General features: G+C 68.9%; 17 protein-coding genes. 3 read left to right on the top strand and 14 right to left on the bottom strand.

Translation table 11 applies throughout. The features are described 5' to 3' along the window. Positions 1–67: 67 nt before the first annotated feature. The gene (glmS, locus tag WFM69_RS10425; protein ID WP_337004346.1) at positions 68–1,915 is read right to left on the bottom strand and encodes a glutamine--fructose-6-phosphate transaminase (isomerizing); all 1,848 of its coding nucleotides are present in this window, start codon (positions 1,913–1,915) and stop codon (positions 68–70) included. A 78-nt stretch (positions 1,916–1,993) separates the two neighbouring features. Further along, positions 1,994–2,947: a type I pantothenate kinase gene (gene coaA, locus WFM69_RS10420; protein ID WP_337004344.1), complete on the bottom strand. Its 954-nt coding sequence runs from the start codon at positions 2,945–2,947 to the stop codon at positions 1,994–1,996. 91 nt (positions 2,948–3,038) lie between these two features. On the opposite strand from coaA, the gene WFM69_RS10415 reads away from it, so the two are divergent. After that, complete coding sequence (locus WFM69_RS10415; RefSeq protein WP_337004342.1) at positions 3,039–3,983, top strand: Ppx/GppA phosphatase family protein; 945 nt, start codon at positions 3,039–3,041, stop codon at positions 3,981–3,983. Positions 3,984–4,084: 101 nt separating this feature from the next. Then, complete coding sequence (locus tag WFM69_RS10410; RefSeq protein ID WP_337004340.1) at positions 4,085–5,005, top strand: helix-turn-helix domain-containing protein; 921 nt, start codon at positions 4,085–4,087, stop codon at positions 5,003–5,005. Between the two features lie 31 nt (positions 5,006–5,036). Here the strand turns inward: WFM69_RS10410 and glmM are convergent, their stop codons facing one another. The 8 genes from glmM to WFM69_RS10370 all read right to left on the bottom strand — a co-directional run bounded on the left by glmM (position 5,037) and on the right by WFM69_RS10370 (position 11,665). Next, the gene (gene glmM, locus WFM69_RS10405; protein WP_337004338.1) at positions 5,037–6,395 is read right to left on the bottom strand and encodes a phosphoglucosamine mutase; all 1,359 of its coding nucleotides are present in this window, start codon (positions 6,393–6,395) and stop codon (positions 5,037–5,039) included. Positions 6,396–6,409: 14 nt separating this feature from the next. Further along, positions 6,410–6,895 carry a 30S ribosomal protein S9 gene (gene rpsI / locus WFM69_RS10400; RefSeq protein WP_337004336.1) on the bottom strand — a complete coding sequence of 162 codons (486 nt, stop codon included), beginning with the start codon at positions 6,893–6,895 and terminating at the stop codon, positions 6,410–6,412. 27 nt (positions 6,896–6,922) lie between these two features. Beyond that, entirely contained in the window at positions 6,923–7,369 is a 447-nt protein-coding gene (rplM, locus tag WFM69_RS10395) for a 50S ribosomal protein L13 (protein ID WP_067121576.1), read from the bottom strand. 183 nt (positions 7,370–7,552) lie between these two features. After that, a complete protein-coding gene (locus WFM69_RS10390) occupies positions 7,553–8,221 on the bottom strand; it encodes an endonuclease/exonuclease/phosphatase family protein (protein ID WP_337004331.1) in 669 nt (222 codons plus the stop codon). Positions 8,222–8,302: 81 nt separating this feature from the next. Beyond that, a complete protein-coding gene (gene truA, locus WFM69_RS10385) occupies positions 8,303–9,151 on the bottom strand; it encodes a tRNA pseudouridine(38-40) synthase TruA (RefSeq protein ID WP_337004329.1) in 849 nt (282 codons plus the stop codon). Positions 9,152–9,190: 39 nt separating this feature from the next. Next, the gene (gene rraA, locus WFM69_RS10380; RefSeq protein WP_337004327.1) at positions 9,191–9,658 is read right to left on the bottom strand and encodes a ribonuclease E activity regulator RraA; all 468 of its coding nucleotides are present in this window, start codon (positions 9,656–9,658) and stop codon (positions 9,191–9,193) included. A gap of 2 nt (positions 9,659–9,660) precedes the next feature. Further along, positions 9,661–11,199: an APC family permease gene (locus WFM69_RS10375; protein ID WP_337004325.1), complete on the bottom strand. Its 1,539-nt coding sequence runs from the start codon at positions 11,197–11,199 to the stop codon at positions 9,661–9,663. 100 nt (positions 11,200–11,299) lie between these two features. Then, positions 11,300–11,665 (bottom strand): winged helix-turn-helix transcriptional regulator, encoded by a 366-nt coding sequence (locus WFM69_RS10370; RefSeq protein ID WP_337004322.1) that lies wholly within the window; start codon positions 11,663–11,665, stop codon positions 11,300–11,302. A gap of 94 nt (positions 11,666–11,759) precedes the next feature. Here WFM69_RS10370 and WFM69_RS10365 point away from each other — a divergent pair, with 94 nt between their 5' ends. Continuing rightward, positions 11,760–12,605, top strand: a complete 846-nt coding sequence (locus tag WFM69_RS10365; RefSeq protein ID WP_337004320.1) for an SDR family oxidoreductase — start codon at positions 11,760–11,762, stop codon at positions 12,603–12,605. 54 nt (positions 12,606–12,659) lie between these two features. On the opposite strand, the gene WFM69_RS10360 is transcribed toward WFM69_RS10365, so the two are convergent. The 4 genes from WFM69_RS10360 to WFM69_RS10345 form a co-directional block, all read right to left on the bottom strand. Beyond that, on the bottom strand, positions 12,660–13,007 hold the full coding sequence (locus WFM69_RS10360) for a hypothetical protein (protein ID WP_337004318.1): 348 nt from the start codon (positions 13,005–13,007) through the stop codon (positions 12,660–12,662). Then, a complete protein-coding gene (locus tag WFM69_RS10355; protein ID WP_337004316.1) occupies positions 13,007–13,627 on the bottom strand; it encodes a hypothetical protein in 621 nt (206 codons plus the stop codon). The genes WFM69_RS10360 and WFM69_RS10355 overlap by 1 nt, the downstream gene beginning before the upstream one ends. Continuing rightward, complete coding sequence (locus tag WFM69_RS10350) at positions 13,624–14,190, bottom strand: RNA polymerase sigma factor (protein WP_337004314.1); 567 nt, start codon at positions 14,188–14,190, stop codon at positions 13,624–13,626. The genes WFM69_RS10355 and WFM69_RS10350 overlap by 4 nt, the downstream gene beginning before the upstream one ends. Positions 14,191–14,313: 123 nt before the next feature. Then, positions 14,314–14,487 carry a CsbD family protein gene (locus tag WFM69_RS10345; protein ID WP_337004312.1) on the bottom strand — a complete coding sequence of 58 codons (174 nt, stop codon included), beginning with the start codon at positions 14,485–14,487 and terminating at the stop codon, positions 14,314–14,316. Between the last annotated feature and the right edge of the window lie 61 nt (positions 14,488–14,548).

The raw sequence follows: 14,548 nt of genomic DNA, 5'->3' as shown, positions 1-14,548 counted from the left end.
TGCGAACGACCCCCTTGCGTGCGTCCCGAAAGGGGTGGTTCGCAGGCAAGGGGGCCGTTCGGCAGGTCTATTCGACCGTGACGGACTTCGCGAGGTTGCGCGGCTGGTCGACGTCGAGGCCCTTCGCGGTGGCGAGCGCCATCGCGAAGATCTGCAGCGGCACCACGGCGAGCAGCGGCTCGAACATCGCGCCGGCGAGCGGGATGCGCACGACCTCGTCGGCGAACGGCAGCACCGCGGCGTCGCCCTCTTCCGCGATCACGATCACCCGGGCACCGCGGGCGCGGATCTCCTGGATGTTCGAGACGACCTTGGAGTGCACGAGCGCGGAGTGACGCGGGGACGGCACCAGCACGAACACCGGCTGCCCCGGCTCGATGAGTGCGATCGGACCGTGCTTGAGCTCGCCCGCGGCGAAGCCCTCGGCATGGATGTAGGAGATCTCCTTGAGCTTGAGCGCGCCCTCGAGCGCGATCGGGTAGCCCACGTGACGACCGAGGAACAGCACCGAGCGGGTGTCGGCCATCCAGCCGGCGAGCTGGGTCACATGCTCCTGCTCGCTCTCGAGCACCTTCGCGATCTTCTCCGGAAGCGCCGCGAGCTCGGCCACGTCGACCGAGGCGTCCGCGACCGCACCGCGCACACGGCCCATGTGCAGCCCCAGCAGCAGGAGCGCCGTGATCTGCGCCGAGAACGCCTTGGTCGATGCGACCGCGACCTCGGGTCCGGCGTGCGTGTACACGACCGCGTCCGATTCGCGCGGGATCGTCGCTCCCTGGGTGTTGCAGACCGACAGCGTGCGGGCACCCCGCTCGCGCGCGTACTTGACCGCCATGAGCGTGTCCATGGTCTCGCCGGACTGGCTGATCGACACGACGAGGGTGTCGGCGCCGATCACCGGGTCGCGGTAGCGGAACTCGTGCGCCAGCTCGACGTCGACCGCGACGCGCGCCCACTGCTCGATCGCGTACTTGCCGACGAGCGCGGCATACGATGCGGTGCCGCACGCGGTGATGATGACGCGGTTGATGCCCAGGAACAGCTCGTCGAGTCCGTCGAGCTCGGGGATCACGACCTGACCGTCCTGGATGCGTCCGCGGATCGTGTTGGCGACGGCCTCGGGCTGCTCGGCGACCTCCTTCGCCATGAAGCTCGACCATCCGCCCTTCTCGGCGGCGGCGGCATCCCATGAGACGTCGAACGGCTCCGGCTGCACGGGCGTGCCGGCGAAGTCGGTGACGCTGACGGAGTCCGGGGTGATCGAGACGATCTGGTCCTGGCCGATGGCCAGAGCCTTGCGCGTGTGCTCGATGAACGCCGCGACGTCGGAGCCGAGGAAGTTCTCGCCCTCGCCGAGGCCGATCACGAGGGGCGAGTTGCGGCGGGCGCCGACCACGAGGCCCGGGTGGTCCTGGTGCATGGCGAGCAGGGTGAACGCGCCTTCGAGACGGTTGACGATGCTGCGGAACGCGAGCTGCAGGTCTCCCCCGTTGCCGGCGTACTCACGACCGAGCAGGGCGGCGGCGACCTCGGTGTCGGTCTCGCTGCGGAACACGACGCCGTCGGCGAGGAGTTCGTCGCGCAGCGCGGAGAAGTTCTCGATGATGCCGTTGTGGATCACGGCGAGCTTGTCGTCGTCGGCGAGGTGCGGGTGCGCGTTGCCGTCGGTCGGTCCGCCGTGCGTCGCCCAGCGGGTGTGGCCGATGCCGGTGGAGCCGTCGGGGAGCGGCGCGTCCGCGAGGGAATCGCGCAGCACGGCGAGCTTGCCTGCCTTCTTGCGCATGCCCAGCGCGCCGTCGCCGTCGATCACGGCGACGCCGGCGGAGTCGTACCCGCGGTACTCCAGGCGGGCGAGGCCGGCGAGAAGGATGTCCTGGCTGGGGCGCGGGCCCACGTATCCGACGATTCCACACATGCGATCAAGAGTAAGGCGGGATTTTTGCGAGTCGTCCGTACAATATTCCGCCCCCGTCCGGTCGCGACCCGTGTCGCGTCAGAGCTTGCGCAGCAGCACGCTCTCGACGTCGTGATCGGCACCCTTGCGCAGCACCAGTCGGGCTCGGTGCCTGGTCGGCATCACGTTCTCGATGAGGTTCGGCATGTTGATCTCGTTCCAGTACCCGAGCGCCGTCGTGATCGCCTCCTCATCGGTGAGGTGCGCGAACACGTTGAAGTACGACGAGGGGTTGCTGAACGCCGCCTGGCGCAGCGCGAGGAAACGGTCGACGTACCACTTCTCGATGTGCGAGGTCTCGGCGTCGACGAAGATCGAGAAGTCGAACAGATCGCTCACGGCCACGTCGTTCGGGGCGGGCGGCGGCTGCAGCACGTTCAACCCCTCGACGATGACGACGTCGGGGCGGCGGACCACGACGTTGGCGTCCGGCACGATGTCGTAGCGCATGTGCGAGTAGAAGGGCGCGCGCACCTCGGAGGCGCCGCTCTTGACCTCGGTGAGGAACTCCAGCAGCGCGCGACGGTCGTACGACTCGGGGAAGCCCTTGCGGTCCATGATCCCGCGACGCTCGAGCTCGGCGTTCGGATAGAGGAAGCCGTCCGTGGTGACCAGCTCGACGCGCGGCGTGCCGGGCCATCGACTCATGAGCTCGCGCAGCAGACGGGCGATGGTCGACTTGCCCACGGCCACCGATCCGGCGACGCCCACGACGAACGGGGTGGTCGTGTCATCTTCCTGCAGGAACGAGGAGGTGGCCGCCCCGAGGCGCTTCGTCGAGGTCGCGTACAGGCTGAGCAGGCGGCTCAACGGCAGATACACCTCGCGCACCTCGGTCAGGGAGAGGCGATCGCCGATGCCGCGCAGCTCGACGACCTCGGTCTCGGTGAGCGGCTGGTCGAGCCCGGCCGCGAGGCGCGCCCACTCCGCGCGTCCGATCTCCCGATACGGCGACAGCGGCAGCGAGGGGTCGGCGGTGGTCACGGAATACATCGTATCCGCGTGCTCGCACACGTGACGCGCGGGATCCCCGATGCGAGGACGCCGTCGCCGTGGCCCCTCCGCGAGCGACTATTCTCTTCCCGTGCGCCTCGGAGTCCTCGACATCGGATCCAACACCGTCCACATGCTGGCCGCCGACGTCCGCCCCGGTGGACGCCCGCTCGCCACGACGAGCGACCGGACGGTGCTGCGCCTGATGCGCTACCTCACACCCGACGGGGCGATCTCGGAGGAAGGGGTGGTCGCCCTCGAAGCCGCCGTCTCGCAGGCTCGCCGCGTCGCGGAGGCCGAACGGGTCGACGAACTGCTGGCGACAGCCACGAGTGCGGTCCGCGACGCGCGCAACGGCGCAGAGGTCATCGCACGCATCGAGGCCGCGCTCGGGCAGCCGCTGCAGGTGCTCGACGGGGAGACCGAGGCGGAGCTGACGTTCCTCGCGGTGCGGAGATGGTTCGGCTGGTCGGCCGGTCAGCTGCTGCTCCTCGACATCGGCGGCGGCTCGCTCGAGATCGCCGCCGGCGCAGAGGAGATGCCCGATGCCGCGGCGTCCGTCCCCCTCGGTGCCGGGCGCATGACCGTGCAGTTCCTGCCGAACGACCCTCCGGGCGAGGCCGACGTGGAGCGTCTGCGCGCGCATGCCGCGACGACGCTCGCCGACGTGCTGCCGCGGTTCGCCGCGCTTCCCCGCCCCGATCATGTCGTCGGGTCGTCCAAGGCCATCCGCTCCCTCGCCCGGCTGGTCGGCTACCCGGTTCCCGGGTGGTCGGGGAGCGAGCGGATGCTGCTGCCCCGCGCGTCCCTCGGCTCCTGGATCCCGCGCCTCGCGCGACTTCCCGCCTCGGCGCGGCAGGAGCTGCCCGGCATCACCCCCGATCGCACGTTCCAGATCGTGGCCGCCGCCGTGTCGCTGCACTCCGCGATGACCGCGCTCGACGTCGATGAGCTCGAGGTGTCGCCGTGGGCCCTGCGCGAGGGCGTGCTGCTGCGCTACATCGAACAGCTGAACTGGAGCGGCTCCCGCCCCTGAGCACGGCGATCCATCGCGTCACCTCGCCGGCGTGAGGGGCACTGTCGATGCGGTCGCCCCGCCGGTATCCTCTCCCGAAACGCGCGGAGAAGAGGTGCGGAGTGGAGCACGGTGTCGTCGGGGAGATCGATCCCGCCGGTCTGCTCGCGCACGGAATCCGGGTGATCGACGAGCCGACGCCGGTGCGGGCGAGAGGGCGCATCTCCGGCACGGTCGTCCTGCTCTCGATGCGCGGCCGCTCGACCGAGTTCTCGTTCGACACCGCGTCCACGCATCCCGACCATGCCGTGTTCGCCTTCTTCGACGCCCCTGTCGCCTCGACGAGGCGGTACGACGGTCGGTGGATGCCGGTCGACAGCGGGGTCGTTCTCGCTCCCCCCGGCGTCATGCGCACGCTGCGCTGCGAGGGCGCCTGGCGCATCACCGCCGCCTACGTGCCGCGCACCGCGCTCGCGTCGTTCGTCGCGGCGCTTCCGACGACGGCGCGCATCCTCGCGGAGCGGCGTCCGCTGGACCGCGCCATGCAGGCGTTCATCGAGCAGGTGCTCGCCGCCGACGATCAGGCGACACCGGTCGAGCGCTACGCCATCGAGCAACTGATCCTGGAGATGAGCGGCGCGATCCTGCTCGATCGGGTCGGCACCGACGCGGCCCGTCGCTCGCCGCACCGGCTGCTGCGCGAGCGAGCGGTGGCGGTGATCGCCCGCGAGTGCAGTGATCCCGCCTTGACTCCCGGCCTCGTCGCGCGCGAGGTGCAGTCTTCTCTGCGGCAGCTGCAGCTGGTGTTCGCCGAGGCGGGCAACAGCGTGGCCGGTGAGATCAGACGCCAGCGCGCCCACTTGGCCAAGTCATACCTCAGCGACAGCCGCTTCGACTCGCTCAGCATCGAGCAGGTCGCACAGCGGGCGGGCTTCCATTCGCCGATGAGTCTGCGCCGCGCCCTCGACGAGGGTTACGGCACCACGCCGCGCGCGCTCCGAGCGCGTGCACACGTCGGAGAGACGGAACCGGCCCGACGCTGAGGCGCCGGGCCGGTTCGGAACAGCTCGGGTGTCAGAGCGCGAGGCGCTCCTGGACCACCTCGGCGAGACGGCCCGCATAGGCGTGCACGGACTCGGCGTCCGCCGCCTCGACCATGACGCGCACCAGCGGCTCGGTGCCGGACTTGCGCAGCAGCACCCGCCCGGTGTCGCCCAGCTCGGTCTCGATGTCGCGGACGGCCTGCTGCACGATCTCGTCCTCGCCGACGCGCTCCTTGTCGACATCCCGCACGTTGATGAGCACCTGCGGGTAGACCGTCATGACCGCCGCGAGTTCGGCGACGGACTTCTTCTGACGCGCCATCTCGGCCACGAGGTGGAGGCCCGTGAGGATGCCGTCGCCGGTGGTCGCGTACTCGCTCATGATGACGTGACCGGACTGCTCGCCGCCGAGCGCGTAGCCGCCCTCGTTCATATCCTCGAGCACGTAGCGGTCACCGACCGCGGTCTGACGCACCGTGATGCCGTGCTCGCGCATCGCCACATGCAACCCGAGGTTGCTCATGACGGTCGCGACGAGCGTGTCATCCGTCAGATGACCGCGCTCCTTCATCGACACCGCGAGGATGGCCATGATCTGGTCGCCGTCGATGTGGTTGCCCTCGGCGTCGACCGCCAGGCAGCGATCCGCGTCGCCATCATGGGCGATACCGATGTCGGCACCCAGACGCACGACCGCTTCTGCGAGGTTGTCGAGGTGCGTCGAGCCGACGCCGTCGTTGATGTTCCAGCCGTCGGGGTCCGCGCCGATCACGGTCACCTCGGCGCCCGCATCGCGGAACGTCTCGGGAGAGACGCCGGATGCCGCGCCGTGTGCGCAGTCGAGCACCACGTGGATGCCGTCGAGACGATTGGGCAGCGATCCCAGAAGGTGCATGACGTAGCGGTCCTCCGCGTCGGAGAACCGATCGATGCGGCCGACGCCCGCGCCGGTGGGGCGCAGCATCTCGCCGTTCATCGCCTCTTCGATGCGCTGCTCGACGATGTCGGGAAGCTTGCGACCGCCGCGCGCGAAGATCTTGATCCCGTTGTCGGGGGCCGCGTTGTGCGACGCGGAGATCATCACGCCGAAGTCGGCGTCGCGATCAGCCACGAGGAACGCGAGCGCCGGCGTCGGGATGACGCCCGCTTCGAGCACGTCGACCCCCGAGGAGGCCAGCCCCGCGGAGACGGCGGCGGTGAGGAAGTGTCCGGAGACCCGAGGGTCCCGGGCGACCACTGCGGTGAGTCGCTTGCCTTCGGCTTTGCGAGCCTCCGCAGTACGGCCCTGGCCCAGGACGACAGCAGTCGCCTGGGCCAGGGTGAGCGCCAGGTCGGCGGTGAGGATGCCATTGGCAAGCCCTCGCACGCCGTCCGTGCCAAAGATCGGCATCGGACCGGTGGACCTTAACGCTTCGAGTACTGAGGCGCCTTACGGGCCTTCTTGAGTCCAGCCTTCTTGCGCTCCTTGACGCGAGCGTCGCGCGAGAGGAAGCCGGCCTTCTTCAGGGTCGGACGGTTGTTCTCTGCATCGATCTCGTTCAGCGCACGGGCGATGCCGAGGCGCAGCGCGCCGGCCTGGCCCGAGTCGCCGCCACCCGAGATGCGCGCGATGACGTCGTAGGCACCGACGAGGTTGAGCGCGGTGAACGGGTCGTTGATCAGCTGCTGGTGCAGCTTGTTCGGGAAGTAGTCCTCGAGTGCACGGCCGTTGACCGTGATGGTGCCGGAGCCGGGGACGAGACGCACGCGGGCGATGGCCTGCTTGCGACGACCGACAGCGGCGCCCGGGACGCTGAGGATGGGGCGGGGAGCCGCCTCGACCACGTCGGTCTCGGGAGTCGAGGTCGAGAAGCTCTGGGGGTTTTCGGTGGTGTCCTGGATGTCAGCCACGAGTATGTCCTTAAGTCTTTACGGCGCTTACTGGGCGACCTGGTCGAGGGTGTACGGCTGGGGCTGCTGCGCGGCGTGCGGGTGCTCTGCACCGACGTACACCTTGAGCTTGGACAGCTGCTGGCGGCCGAGGCTGTTCTTGGGGAGCATGCCACGGATGGCCTTCTCCACAGCGCGGACCGGGTTCTTCTCGAGGAGCTCGGCGTAGGTGACCGACTTCAGGCCGCCCGGGTAGCCGGAGTGGCGGTAGGCCAGCTTCTTCTGGAGCTTCTGACCGGTGAGCGCGACCTTGTCGGCGTTCACGATGATGACGAAGTCACCCGAGTCGATGTGGTTGGCGAAGGTCGGCTTGTGCTTGCCACGCAAGAGCGTTGCGGCGTGCGAGGCGAGGCGGCCGAGAACGACGTCGGTGGCGTCGATGACGACCCAGTCGCGCTGGACTTCGCCAGCCTTGGGGGTATAAGTGCGCGTCACGATAGTGCTGCTTTCTGTGTCGAACGGAGAAGTTCGTGAATCCCACTCCGGGGTGGTTCTTCCCGACAGGGACGAACACGCCAGTGGAGGGCTCACGTTCGGACGGCGACCTTCCCCGCGGACGGGGAAAGGCACCAAAGAGACAGCATACGCCACCGACGGCCGATGCCCAAAACACCCGGTTCAGTCGGGCGTGACCGTGACGAGGATCGGGCGGTGATCGCTCGCCCCCTGTGGGAGCGTCGTGATGCGTTCGATCTCGAAGCCCGACGAGGTCGCGAAGTCGTAGTGCCCGCGGAACACGCGGTAACGGGTGTAGGTGTGGTCGTCGCTGAGCGACAGCGCGTATCCGTGGTCGCGCACCGCCTGCCCGAGGTTCTCCTTGAACACCGGGTAGTTGTAGTCCCCCACCATCAGCTGCGGCAGCCCCTCGCCGAGGGTCGCCAGTTCGGTGAGCGCCGCCCGGATCTGGTGTCGTCGCAGCGAGTTCAGGGCGGTCAGCGGCGCCGCGTGGAACGACGCGACGATGAAGTCCTGTCGGTCGTCGATGTCGCGCAGCCGTGCACCCAGCACCCGTTCGTGCGCGGGCTTCGCGATGCGGTCGTGCAGCGACTTCTTGAGTCCGAGAGTGCGGATCCCCTGCAGGCGGTAGGTGCTGGCCCGGTAGAAGAGGGCGAGCCCCAGCCGGTTGCCCTGGGTGGCGTCCGCCAGCACGAGATCGCCGATCTCCGCGGGCAGCTCCGGCACATCGCATTCCTGCAGGCACAGGATGTCGGGGTCGTGGTCGCCGACGATGCCCGCGAGCTCGCCGGCCGCCCGGTGCTTCTGGAGGTTGTAGGAGATGACCTTCATGATCATTCCCACGCTACTCGTCGCGCCTGTGTCCCGGCTCCGGATCGCCGCATCCACACCGCCTCCGCGGACGTGATGGCCTCAGTCGCTCGTGGCGTCGCGGCGAGCGCGGGTCTGGGTCGCGCGCGCCGAGAGCAGCTCGTCGGCGGGGTAGCCCACCTCGGTGAGGATCAGGCCGCGCGCCGCCAGCACCTTGAACTCGCTGGTCCGGGTGAGCGCATCCCGCAGCACGACCAGGTCGCCCACGTCCAGCCGCCCCTCGCCCACCGCGACGCAGGCGCCGACGAGCGCACGCACCATGCTGTGGCAGAACGCGTCGGCCTTGACCTCGGCGACGAGGACCCCCTCCGCGTCCCGCTCCCACCGATAGTCGAGAAGGGTGCGGATCGTCGTCGCCTCTTCGCGCGGCTTGCAGTAGGCCGCGAAGTCGTGCAGTCCGATCAGCGTGCGGGCCGCGGCATCCATCGCCTGCTCGTCGAGCCGGCCCCGCACAGTCGTCGTGTCGTGGCGGCGCAGCGGGTCGAATCCGGTCTCCGCATCGGCGAGACGATACCGGTAGCGCCGCCACACGGCCGAGAACCGGGCGTCGAACCCCTCGGGCGCGATCGAGGACCGGGTGACCGTGACATCGGAGTATGCGCCGAGCACACCGCGCATGCGCCCGGCGATGCTCTGAGCCGGGTCCTGCGGCGCCCTCCCCTGCCGCGCCTGGATGCGCGACCACTGCTTCTCGTCGAGATCGACGTGCGCCACCTGGCCGCTCGCATGCACGCCGGCGTCGGTGCGACCGGCCACCACGAACTGCACGTCCGAACCCGCGATCCTCGCGAGCGCAGCCTCGAGGGTGCCCTGCACGGTGCGCAGCGTCGGCTGCTTCGCCCACCCGCGGAAGTGGGTGCCGTCGTAGGCGATGTCGAGCCGGATGCGCACGGAGCAAGCCTAGGACAACCCGCCTTCGCGCTCGGCGCCTCAGAACTCGACGAGGATGCCGTCCTCGTCGCTGTAGAGGTGCGCGCCGGGCCGGAACACCACACCCCCGAACTCGAGGGGCACGTCGACCTCGCCAATGCCGTGCTTCGCGCTCTTGCGCGGGTTCGTGCCCAGCGCCTTGACGCCCAGCTCGAGCGCATCGATCGCGACTCGATCCCGGATCGCGCCGTTGATGACGACACCGGCCCAGCCGTTGGCCACCGCGGACGCCGCGATCAGGTCGCCCATCAGCGCGGTCTGCACCGATCCACCGCCGTCCACGACGAGCACCGCGCCCTCCCCCGGGACCGCGAGCACAGACTTCACCAGCGCGTTGTCCTCGAAGCAGCGCACTGTGCGGATCGCGCCGTCGAACGCCGTCCTCTGCCCGAACGACAGCAACTGCAGGGACAGCGATTGGATGTCGTCCTCGCGCTCGTCGTAAAGGTCGGCGGTGGCGACCGTCATCCTCAGATGCCGCCGTCGATCGAGCGGATCGTCACCGCCGGCTCATCCGGCACCATCACCTCGGTGTCGCGGTTCAGGCTCTCGCCGCGGAAGAAGCGCTTCGACCGCGGGAACAGGTACCAGAGGAACATCAGCACCAGACCGATGGCCAGCGAGCCGATGCCGATCACGAACGTGCCGCCGATGCCGAACAGCACCGTGTAGCCGTAGTTCACGTCCCACATGTCGATCGCGGACTGGATGAACGCCCAGGCCAGCATGATCCCGCCCAGCAGCGGGAACAGTCCCTTGAAGAAGAACTCGCGAGCCGAGTTCGTCAGATCCTTGCGGAAGTACCAGACGCACGCGAAGCCGGTGATGGCGTAGTAGAACGCGATCGCGAGCCCCAGCGACAGGATCGAGTCCTGCAGGATGTTGTCGCTGATCAGCGTCATGCCCACGTAGTAGGCCGAGGCGACCACGCCCATGACGATCGTCGAGAACGACGGCGTCTTGTACGTCGGGTGCACGTCCTTGAACTTGGCCGGCAGTGCCCGATAGACGCCCATCGCGAGCGTGCCGCGGGCAGTGGGAAGGATCGTGGTCTGCGTCGACGAGACCGCCGAGATGATGACCGAGACCACCAGCACCCAGCCGAACGGGCCGAGCAGTCCGTCCTTGATGGCGAGGAAGAAGTCGTCGGCGTTGGCCTCGTTACCCAGCCCCGTACCGCTCTCTCCGAGACCCGCGTACATCATCGCGGCGATCGTCACCGAGACGTAGGTGAACAGCAGGATGACGGTCGTCAGCAGTGCCGCACGACCCGGGATGCGCTTCGGATCCTTGGTCTCCTCGTTGAGGGCGAGGCAGGTGTCCCAGCCCCAGTAGATGAACAGCGCGAGCAGGATCGCCTCGGTGAATCCCGACCAGTCGGTGAAGGCGAACGGGTTCATCCACTCCCAGTCGAAGGGCGTGGGGTTCGGAGCGGAGCCGGCGAAGAACTGCCACAGCGCGGTGACCACGAAGATCGCGAGCGCCAGGTACTGGATGCCGAGCAGGATGTTCTGGATGCGCTCGCCGATCTCGACACCGCGCCAGCTGACCCAGGTCATCGCGGCGATGAAGCCGACCGCGACGAGCACGACCCGCCAGTCGTTGTTCTCGAGGTCCTGTCCGATCAGTGACCAGAAGTAGACGGACGCGATCTGGGCGAGGTTGGCGAGCACGACCATGCCGGCGACCGCGACGCCCCAGCCGCCCATCCAGCCGACCCACGGCCCGAACGCCTTCGTCCCCCACGTGAACGTGGTGCCGCAGTCGGGTACGGCGTTGTTGAGCTCCCGGTAGGCGAAGGCGATCAGCAGCATCGGCACGAAGGCGATGATGAACGCGATCGGCGCCTGCGCGCCGACGGCGAGCACCACGAAGCCGAGCGTCGCGACCAGCGAGTAGACCGGGGCCGTGGAGGCCAATCCGATCACGGTCGATCCCCACAGGCCGAGCGTGCCTGCGGCCAGCCCCTTGCCGTCGGGGCGTTCCAGGTGAATGGGGGTGGTAGCCATGTTCAGAACAGTAGGGCCACCGCGGTTATCGCGTCAACGGCTTTCGTCCACCGACCGAATCCGTGGGTCAAATCGGTCATCGGCGATGGAATCCGTGGAATCAGCCCCGTTTGAGCATCCCGTCGGCATGATCGGCGACCCACTCCATCAGCGGCAGCATCCGCTCCATCAGATCGCGCCCCAGCGGCGTCAGGCTGTACTCGACGTGCGGCGGCACCGTGGGCAGCGACTCCCGATGCACCAGGCCGTCGTCGGCGAGCGTGCGCAGCGTGGATGCGAGCATCTTCTCGCTGATGCCGTCGACCTCGCGACGCAGCACTCCCCAGCGCCGCGTGCCGTCCGACAGACAGGAGAGCACGAGCACTCCCCACTTGCTCATGATGTGGTCGAGGACGACGCGCGTGCCGCAGTTCTGGTCGAAGGCGAACGGTACGGACTCCTTGATCTGCGCGAAACTAACCGTCATGTGGGTACCTTACTTCAAAGTGGGTACCCATAGATCGGAATGCCCAGTACGTGCGCGCGGGTTGTCGAGGATGTCACCTACGAAAGGACCCCTCATGACCATCCTCGTCACCGGTGCGACCGGCAACCTCGGCCGTCTCGTCATCGCCAGCCTCATCGAGCGCGGAGCCGACCCCGAGTCGATCGTCGCGGGTGCTCGCGACACCGCCAAAGGCGCCGACCTGGGCGTGCGGGTGGTCCGCCTCGACTACACCGACCCCGAATCGGTGGCCGCGGCCGTCGAGGGCATCGACACCGTCGTGCTCATCTCCGGCTCCGAGGTCGGACAGCGCGTGGCGCAGCATCGGGCCGTCATCGACGCCGCGAAGGCCGCCGGTGTGACGAAGCTCGTGTACACCAGCGCCCCCAAGGCCACGACGAGCGACCTGGTGCTGGCCCCGGAGCACAAGGCGACGGAGGAGCTGATCACCGCAGCCGCACTGCCCGCCGTGATCCTCCGCAACAACTGGTACACCGAGAACTACGCCGCAGACCTCGCGCGCGCCGCCGAGACGGGCGTGCTCGCCTCCGGCACCGGCGAAGGCCACGTCGCCTCGGCCAGCCGCAAGGATTTCGCGGACGCCGCTGCGGTCGTGGCACTCGGGGACGGCCACATCGGCGAGGTGTACGAGCTGGGCGGCGACGTCGCCTGGGACTACCGCGAGCTCGCCGCCGCGTTCTCGGAGGTGACCGGCCGCGAGGTCTCGTACGTGCCGGTCTCGTTCGACGACCAGGTCACCGCTCTGCGCGCCGCCGGCCTCGACGAGGGCACGGCAGGTTTCGTCGCCGCGCTGGACGCCGGGATCAAGAACGGTGCTCTTGCCGACACCGACGGCACCCTGGCCCGGCTGATCGGCCGCCCGACCACGCCGCTGGTCGAGGGACTCCGCGCGATCGCCTGATCCGAGGCCGTGTGCCGCCGCCCCAGGACGACGGCACACGGCGGCTCTCGGGCCTCAGACGGTCGCGCGCGTCTGCACGCGCGCGACCGTGAGCGTGAGGCTGTCCCGCGGCACGCCCCGTTCGCCGAGCAGCGCGTCGACCGCCGCACCCACGACACGGAGGACATCCGCGGATCGCGCATCCGCGTCGACGGCGATGGTCGCTTCCACCGCGACGCCCTCGCCGGCGGACACCACGGAGACGATCGGTTCGTCGCCCGTGCGCGCTCCCAGCGCCTCGGCTCCGACACGCAGCAGGTTCGAGATCAGCGAGCCCGACCGATAGATGCCGCGCACACCGGGCGTCGACCGGATCGCCGCTTCGATATCTGCCGCGAGTTCGCCGCGCTCCTCGACACCCATCAGCGCTCCTCCGTCCACGACGACGCCTCCCGGACGTCACGGATCGCGATGTCGATCGCGACGATGTTCAGTTCCGTGTGCGCGCGCAGACCGCGGTCGACCTCGGTCCGCAACTGCTCGGCGACCACCGGGATCGGCTGCCCGTGCAGCGCGCTCGCGTCGATCTCCACACGGATCGGCGCATCCGCGATCGTCACGTCCCCGTCGAGCCGGCAGCGGCCGATCAGCAGACCGGGCACGGCGTTCTCCGCGGCTCGGATGAGCCCGCGCACGGCCCCCTCAGTGATCCCGAGCTCCACGTGCGGATCCGCGGAGGCGAACGGGATGCGCCGACCGGCGCGCGCGTCCATCGCGATGCCGCTGAGGATGCGATCGACCCAGGTCTCGTCGACCGCGGGTTCCGCCGCCGCCTCCGCCGCAAGCAGTTCCGCGCCGAGTCCATGCAACCGCTCGAGCGCGTCCAGCGCCAGCTGGCACCCGGGGGACTCGTCGATCGAGCGATCCGCGGGCCGCCGTCCGGCCTCGAGATAGTCGGTGAGCTCGTCGAGCGTGTGCCCGTCGAGATCTGTCGGCTCCAGTCCCAGCCTGCGGACGTCGGGAGTCTCTCTGTCGTCGGTCATCGCCACTCCTCCATCCGCACGATCATGTATTTCCTGGCCCGGGCGAGCAGCCCTCGGGCCGTCGAGACGGGGATGCCGAGCTCCTCAGACATCTCCTCGTACGAGTAGCCGCCGATCTCCCGCAGCACCCAGCACTCGCGCTGCGCGTCGGGCAGTTCCCGAAGCGCGGCCCCGAGAGCCGCGACGCCCGCCCGCACCTCGACGACAGCGGAAGGCGAGGCGTGCAGCGGCGCGGGCCGGTCGATCGAATCGATGTCGACCGCCGGACGGATGGCACGGATGCGATCGACCGCCTTGCGACTCACGATCCGCATCAGCCAGCTCTTGACCTTCGCCGGGTCGTCGAGTTCACCGAAACGCTGCCACGCGACGACGAACGACTCCTGCACGATGTCGTCGACGTCGGCGGACGCGTTCAGCACGCGCTGCGTGTACGCGCGCATCATCGGCGTATACCTGCGAACGAGGACCGCGAACGCCTCGACGTCGCCGTCCATCGCGCGTCCGGCGACGATGCCGTCGTCGGCGTGTTCGAGCGCTCTGCGAAAGCGTTCGTCTTCCATCCCACTCCACCCCTCGACCCGATCCCGTGAAGGATTCGGAACGGATGCCCCACCGGATCGGATGATTTCCCACCGACCTGGGAAGGGTCGGGGAGGAACTCTGACGAGTCCTCCCCGCATCCGTCACTTCTTGAAGGCGTCCTTGACGTTCTCGGCCGCGTCACGGACGTCTCCCTTGGCCTGCTCGGCCTTGCCCTCGGCGACGAGCTTGTCGTCGTCGGTGATCTTGCCCACGGTCTCCTTCGCCTTTCCGGCGACCTTCTCCGCGGCGGCCTTGATCTTGTCTTCTGCGCCCATGGCGTCTTCCTTTCCTTCACCGGCCCCGTCTCTCGGGGCCGAATCCTCACGCGGACGCTGC

Origin of the sequence: Microbacterium sp. LB12 (assembly GCF_037150835.1) — a bacterium.
GTDB lineage: Bacteria > Actinomycetota > Actinomycetes > Actinomycetales > Microbacteriaceae > Microbacterium.
The sequence above is the reverse complement of the archived record's forward strand: the minus strand, read 5'-3'. Positions and strand labels throughout refer to the sequence as shown.

Excerpts from the sequence above, each read along its gene's own strand:
- glmS (WP_337004346.1), bottom strand. The coding sequence starts at position 1,915 with ATGTGTGGAATCGTCGGATACGTGGGCCCGCGCCCCAGCCAGGACATC.
- coaA (WP_337004344.1), bottom strand. The coding sequence starts at position 2,947 with ATGTATTCCGTGACCACCGCCGACCCCTCGCTGCCGCTGTCGCCGTAT.
- glmM (WP_337004338.1), bottom strand. The coding sequence starts at position 6,395 with ATGCCGATCTTTGGCACGGACGGCGTGCGAGGGCTTGCCAATGGCATC.
- WFM69_RS10390 (WP_337004331.1), bottom strand. The coding sequence starts at position 8,221 with ATGAAGGTCATCTCCTACAACCTCCAGAAGCACCGGGCGGCCGGCGAG.
- rraA (WP_337004327.1), bottom strand. The coding sequence starts at position 9,658 with ATGACGGTCGCCACCGCCGACCTTTACGACGAGCGCGAGGACGACATC.
- WFM69_RS10375 (WP_337004325.1), bottom strand. The coding sequence starts at position 11,199 with ATGGCTACCACCCCCATTCACCTGGAACGCCCCGACGGCAAGGGGCTG.
- WFM69_RS10370 (WP_337004322.1), bottom strand. The coding sequence starts at position 11,665 with ATGACGGTTAGTTTCGCGCAGATCAAGGAGTCCGTACCGTTCGCCTTC.
- WFM69_RS10365 (WP_337004320.1), top strand. The coding sequence starts at position 11,760 with ATGACCATCCTCGTCACCGGTGCGACCGGCAACCTCGGCCGTCTCGTC.
- WFM69_RS10360 (WP_337004318.1), bottom strand. The coding sequence starts at position 13,007 with ATGGGTGTCGAGGAGCGCGGCGAACTCGCGGCAGATATCGAAGCGGCG.
- WFM69_RS10355 (WP_337004316.1), bottom strand. The coding sequence starts at position 13,627 with ATGACCGACGACAGAGAGACTCCCGACGTCCGCAGGCTGGGACTGGAG.
- WFM69_RS10350 (WP_337004314.1), bottom strand. The coding sequence starts at position 14,190 with ATGGAAGACGAACGCTTTCGCAGAGCGCTCGAACACGCCGACGACGGC.
- WFM69_RS10345 (WP_337004312.1), bottom strand. The coding sequence starts at position 14,487 with ATGGGCGCAGAAGACAAGATCAAGGCCGCCGCGGAGAAGGTCGCCGGA.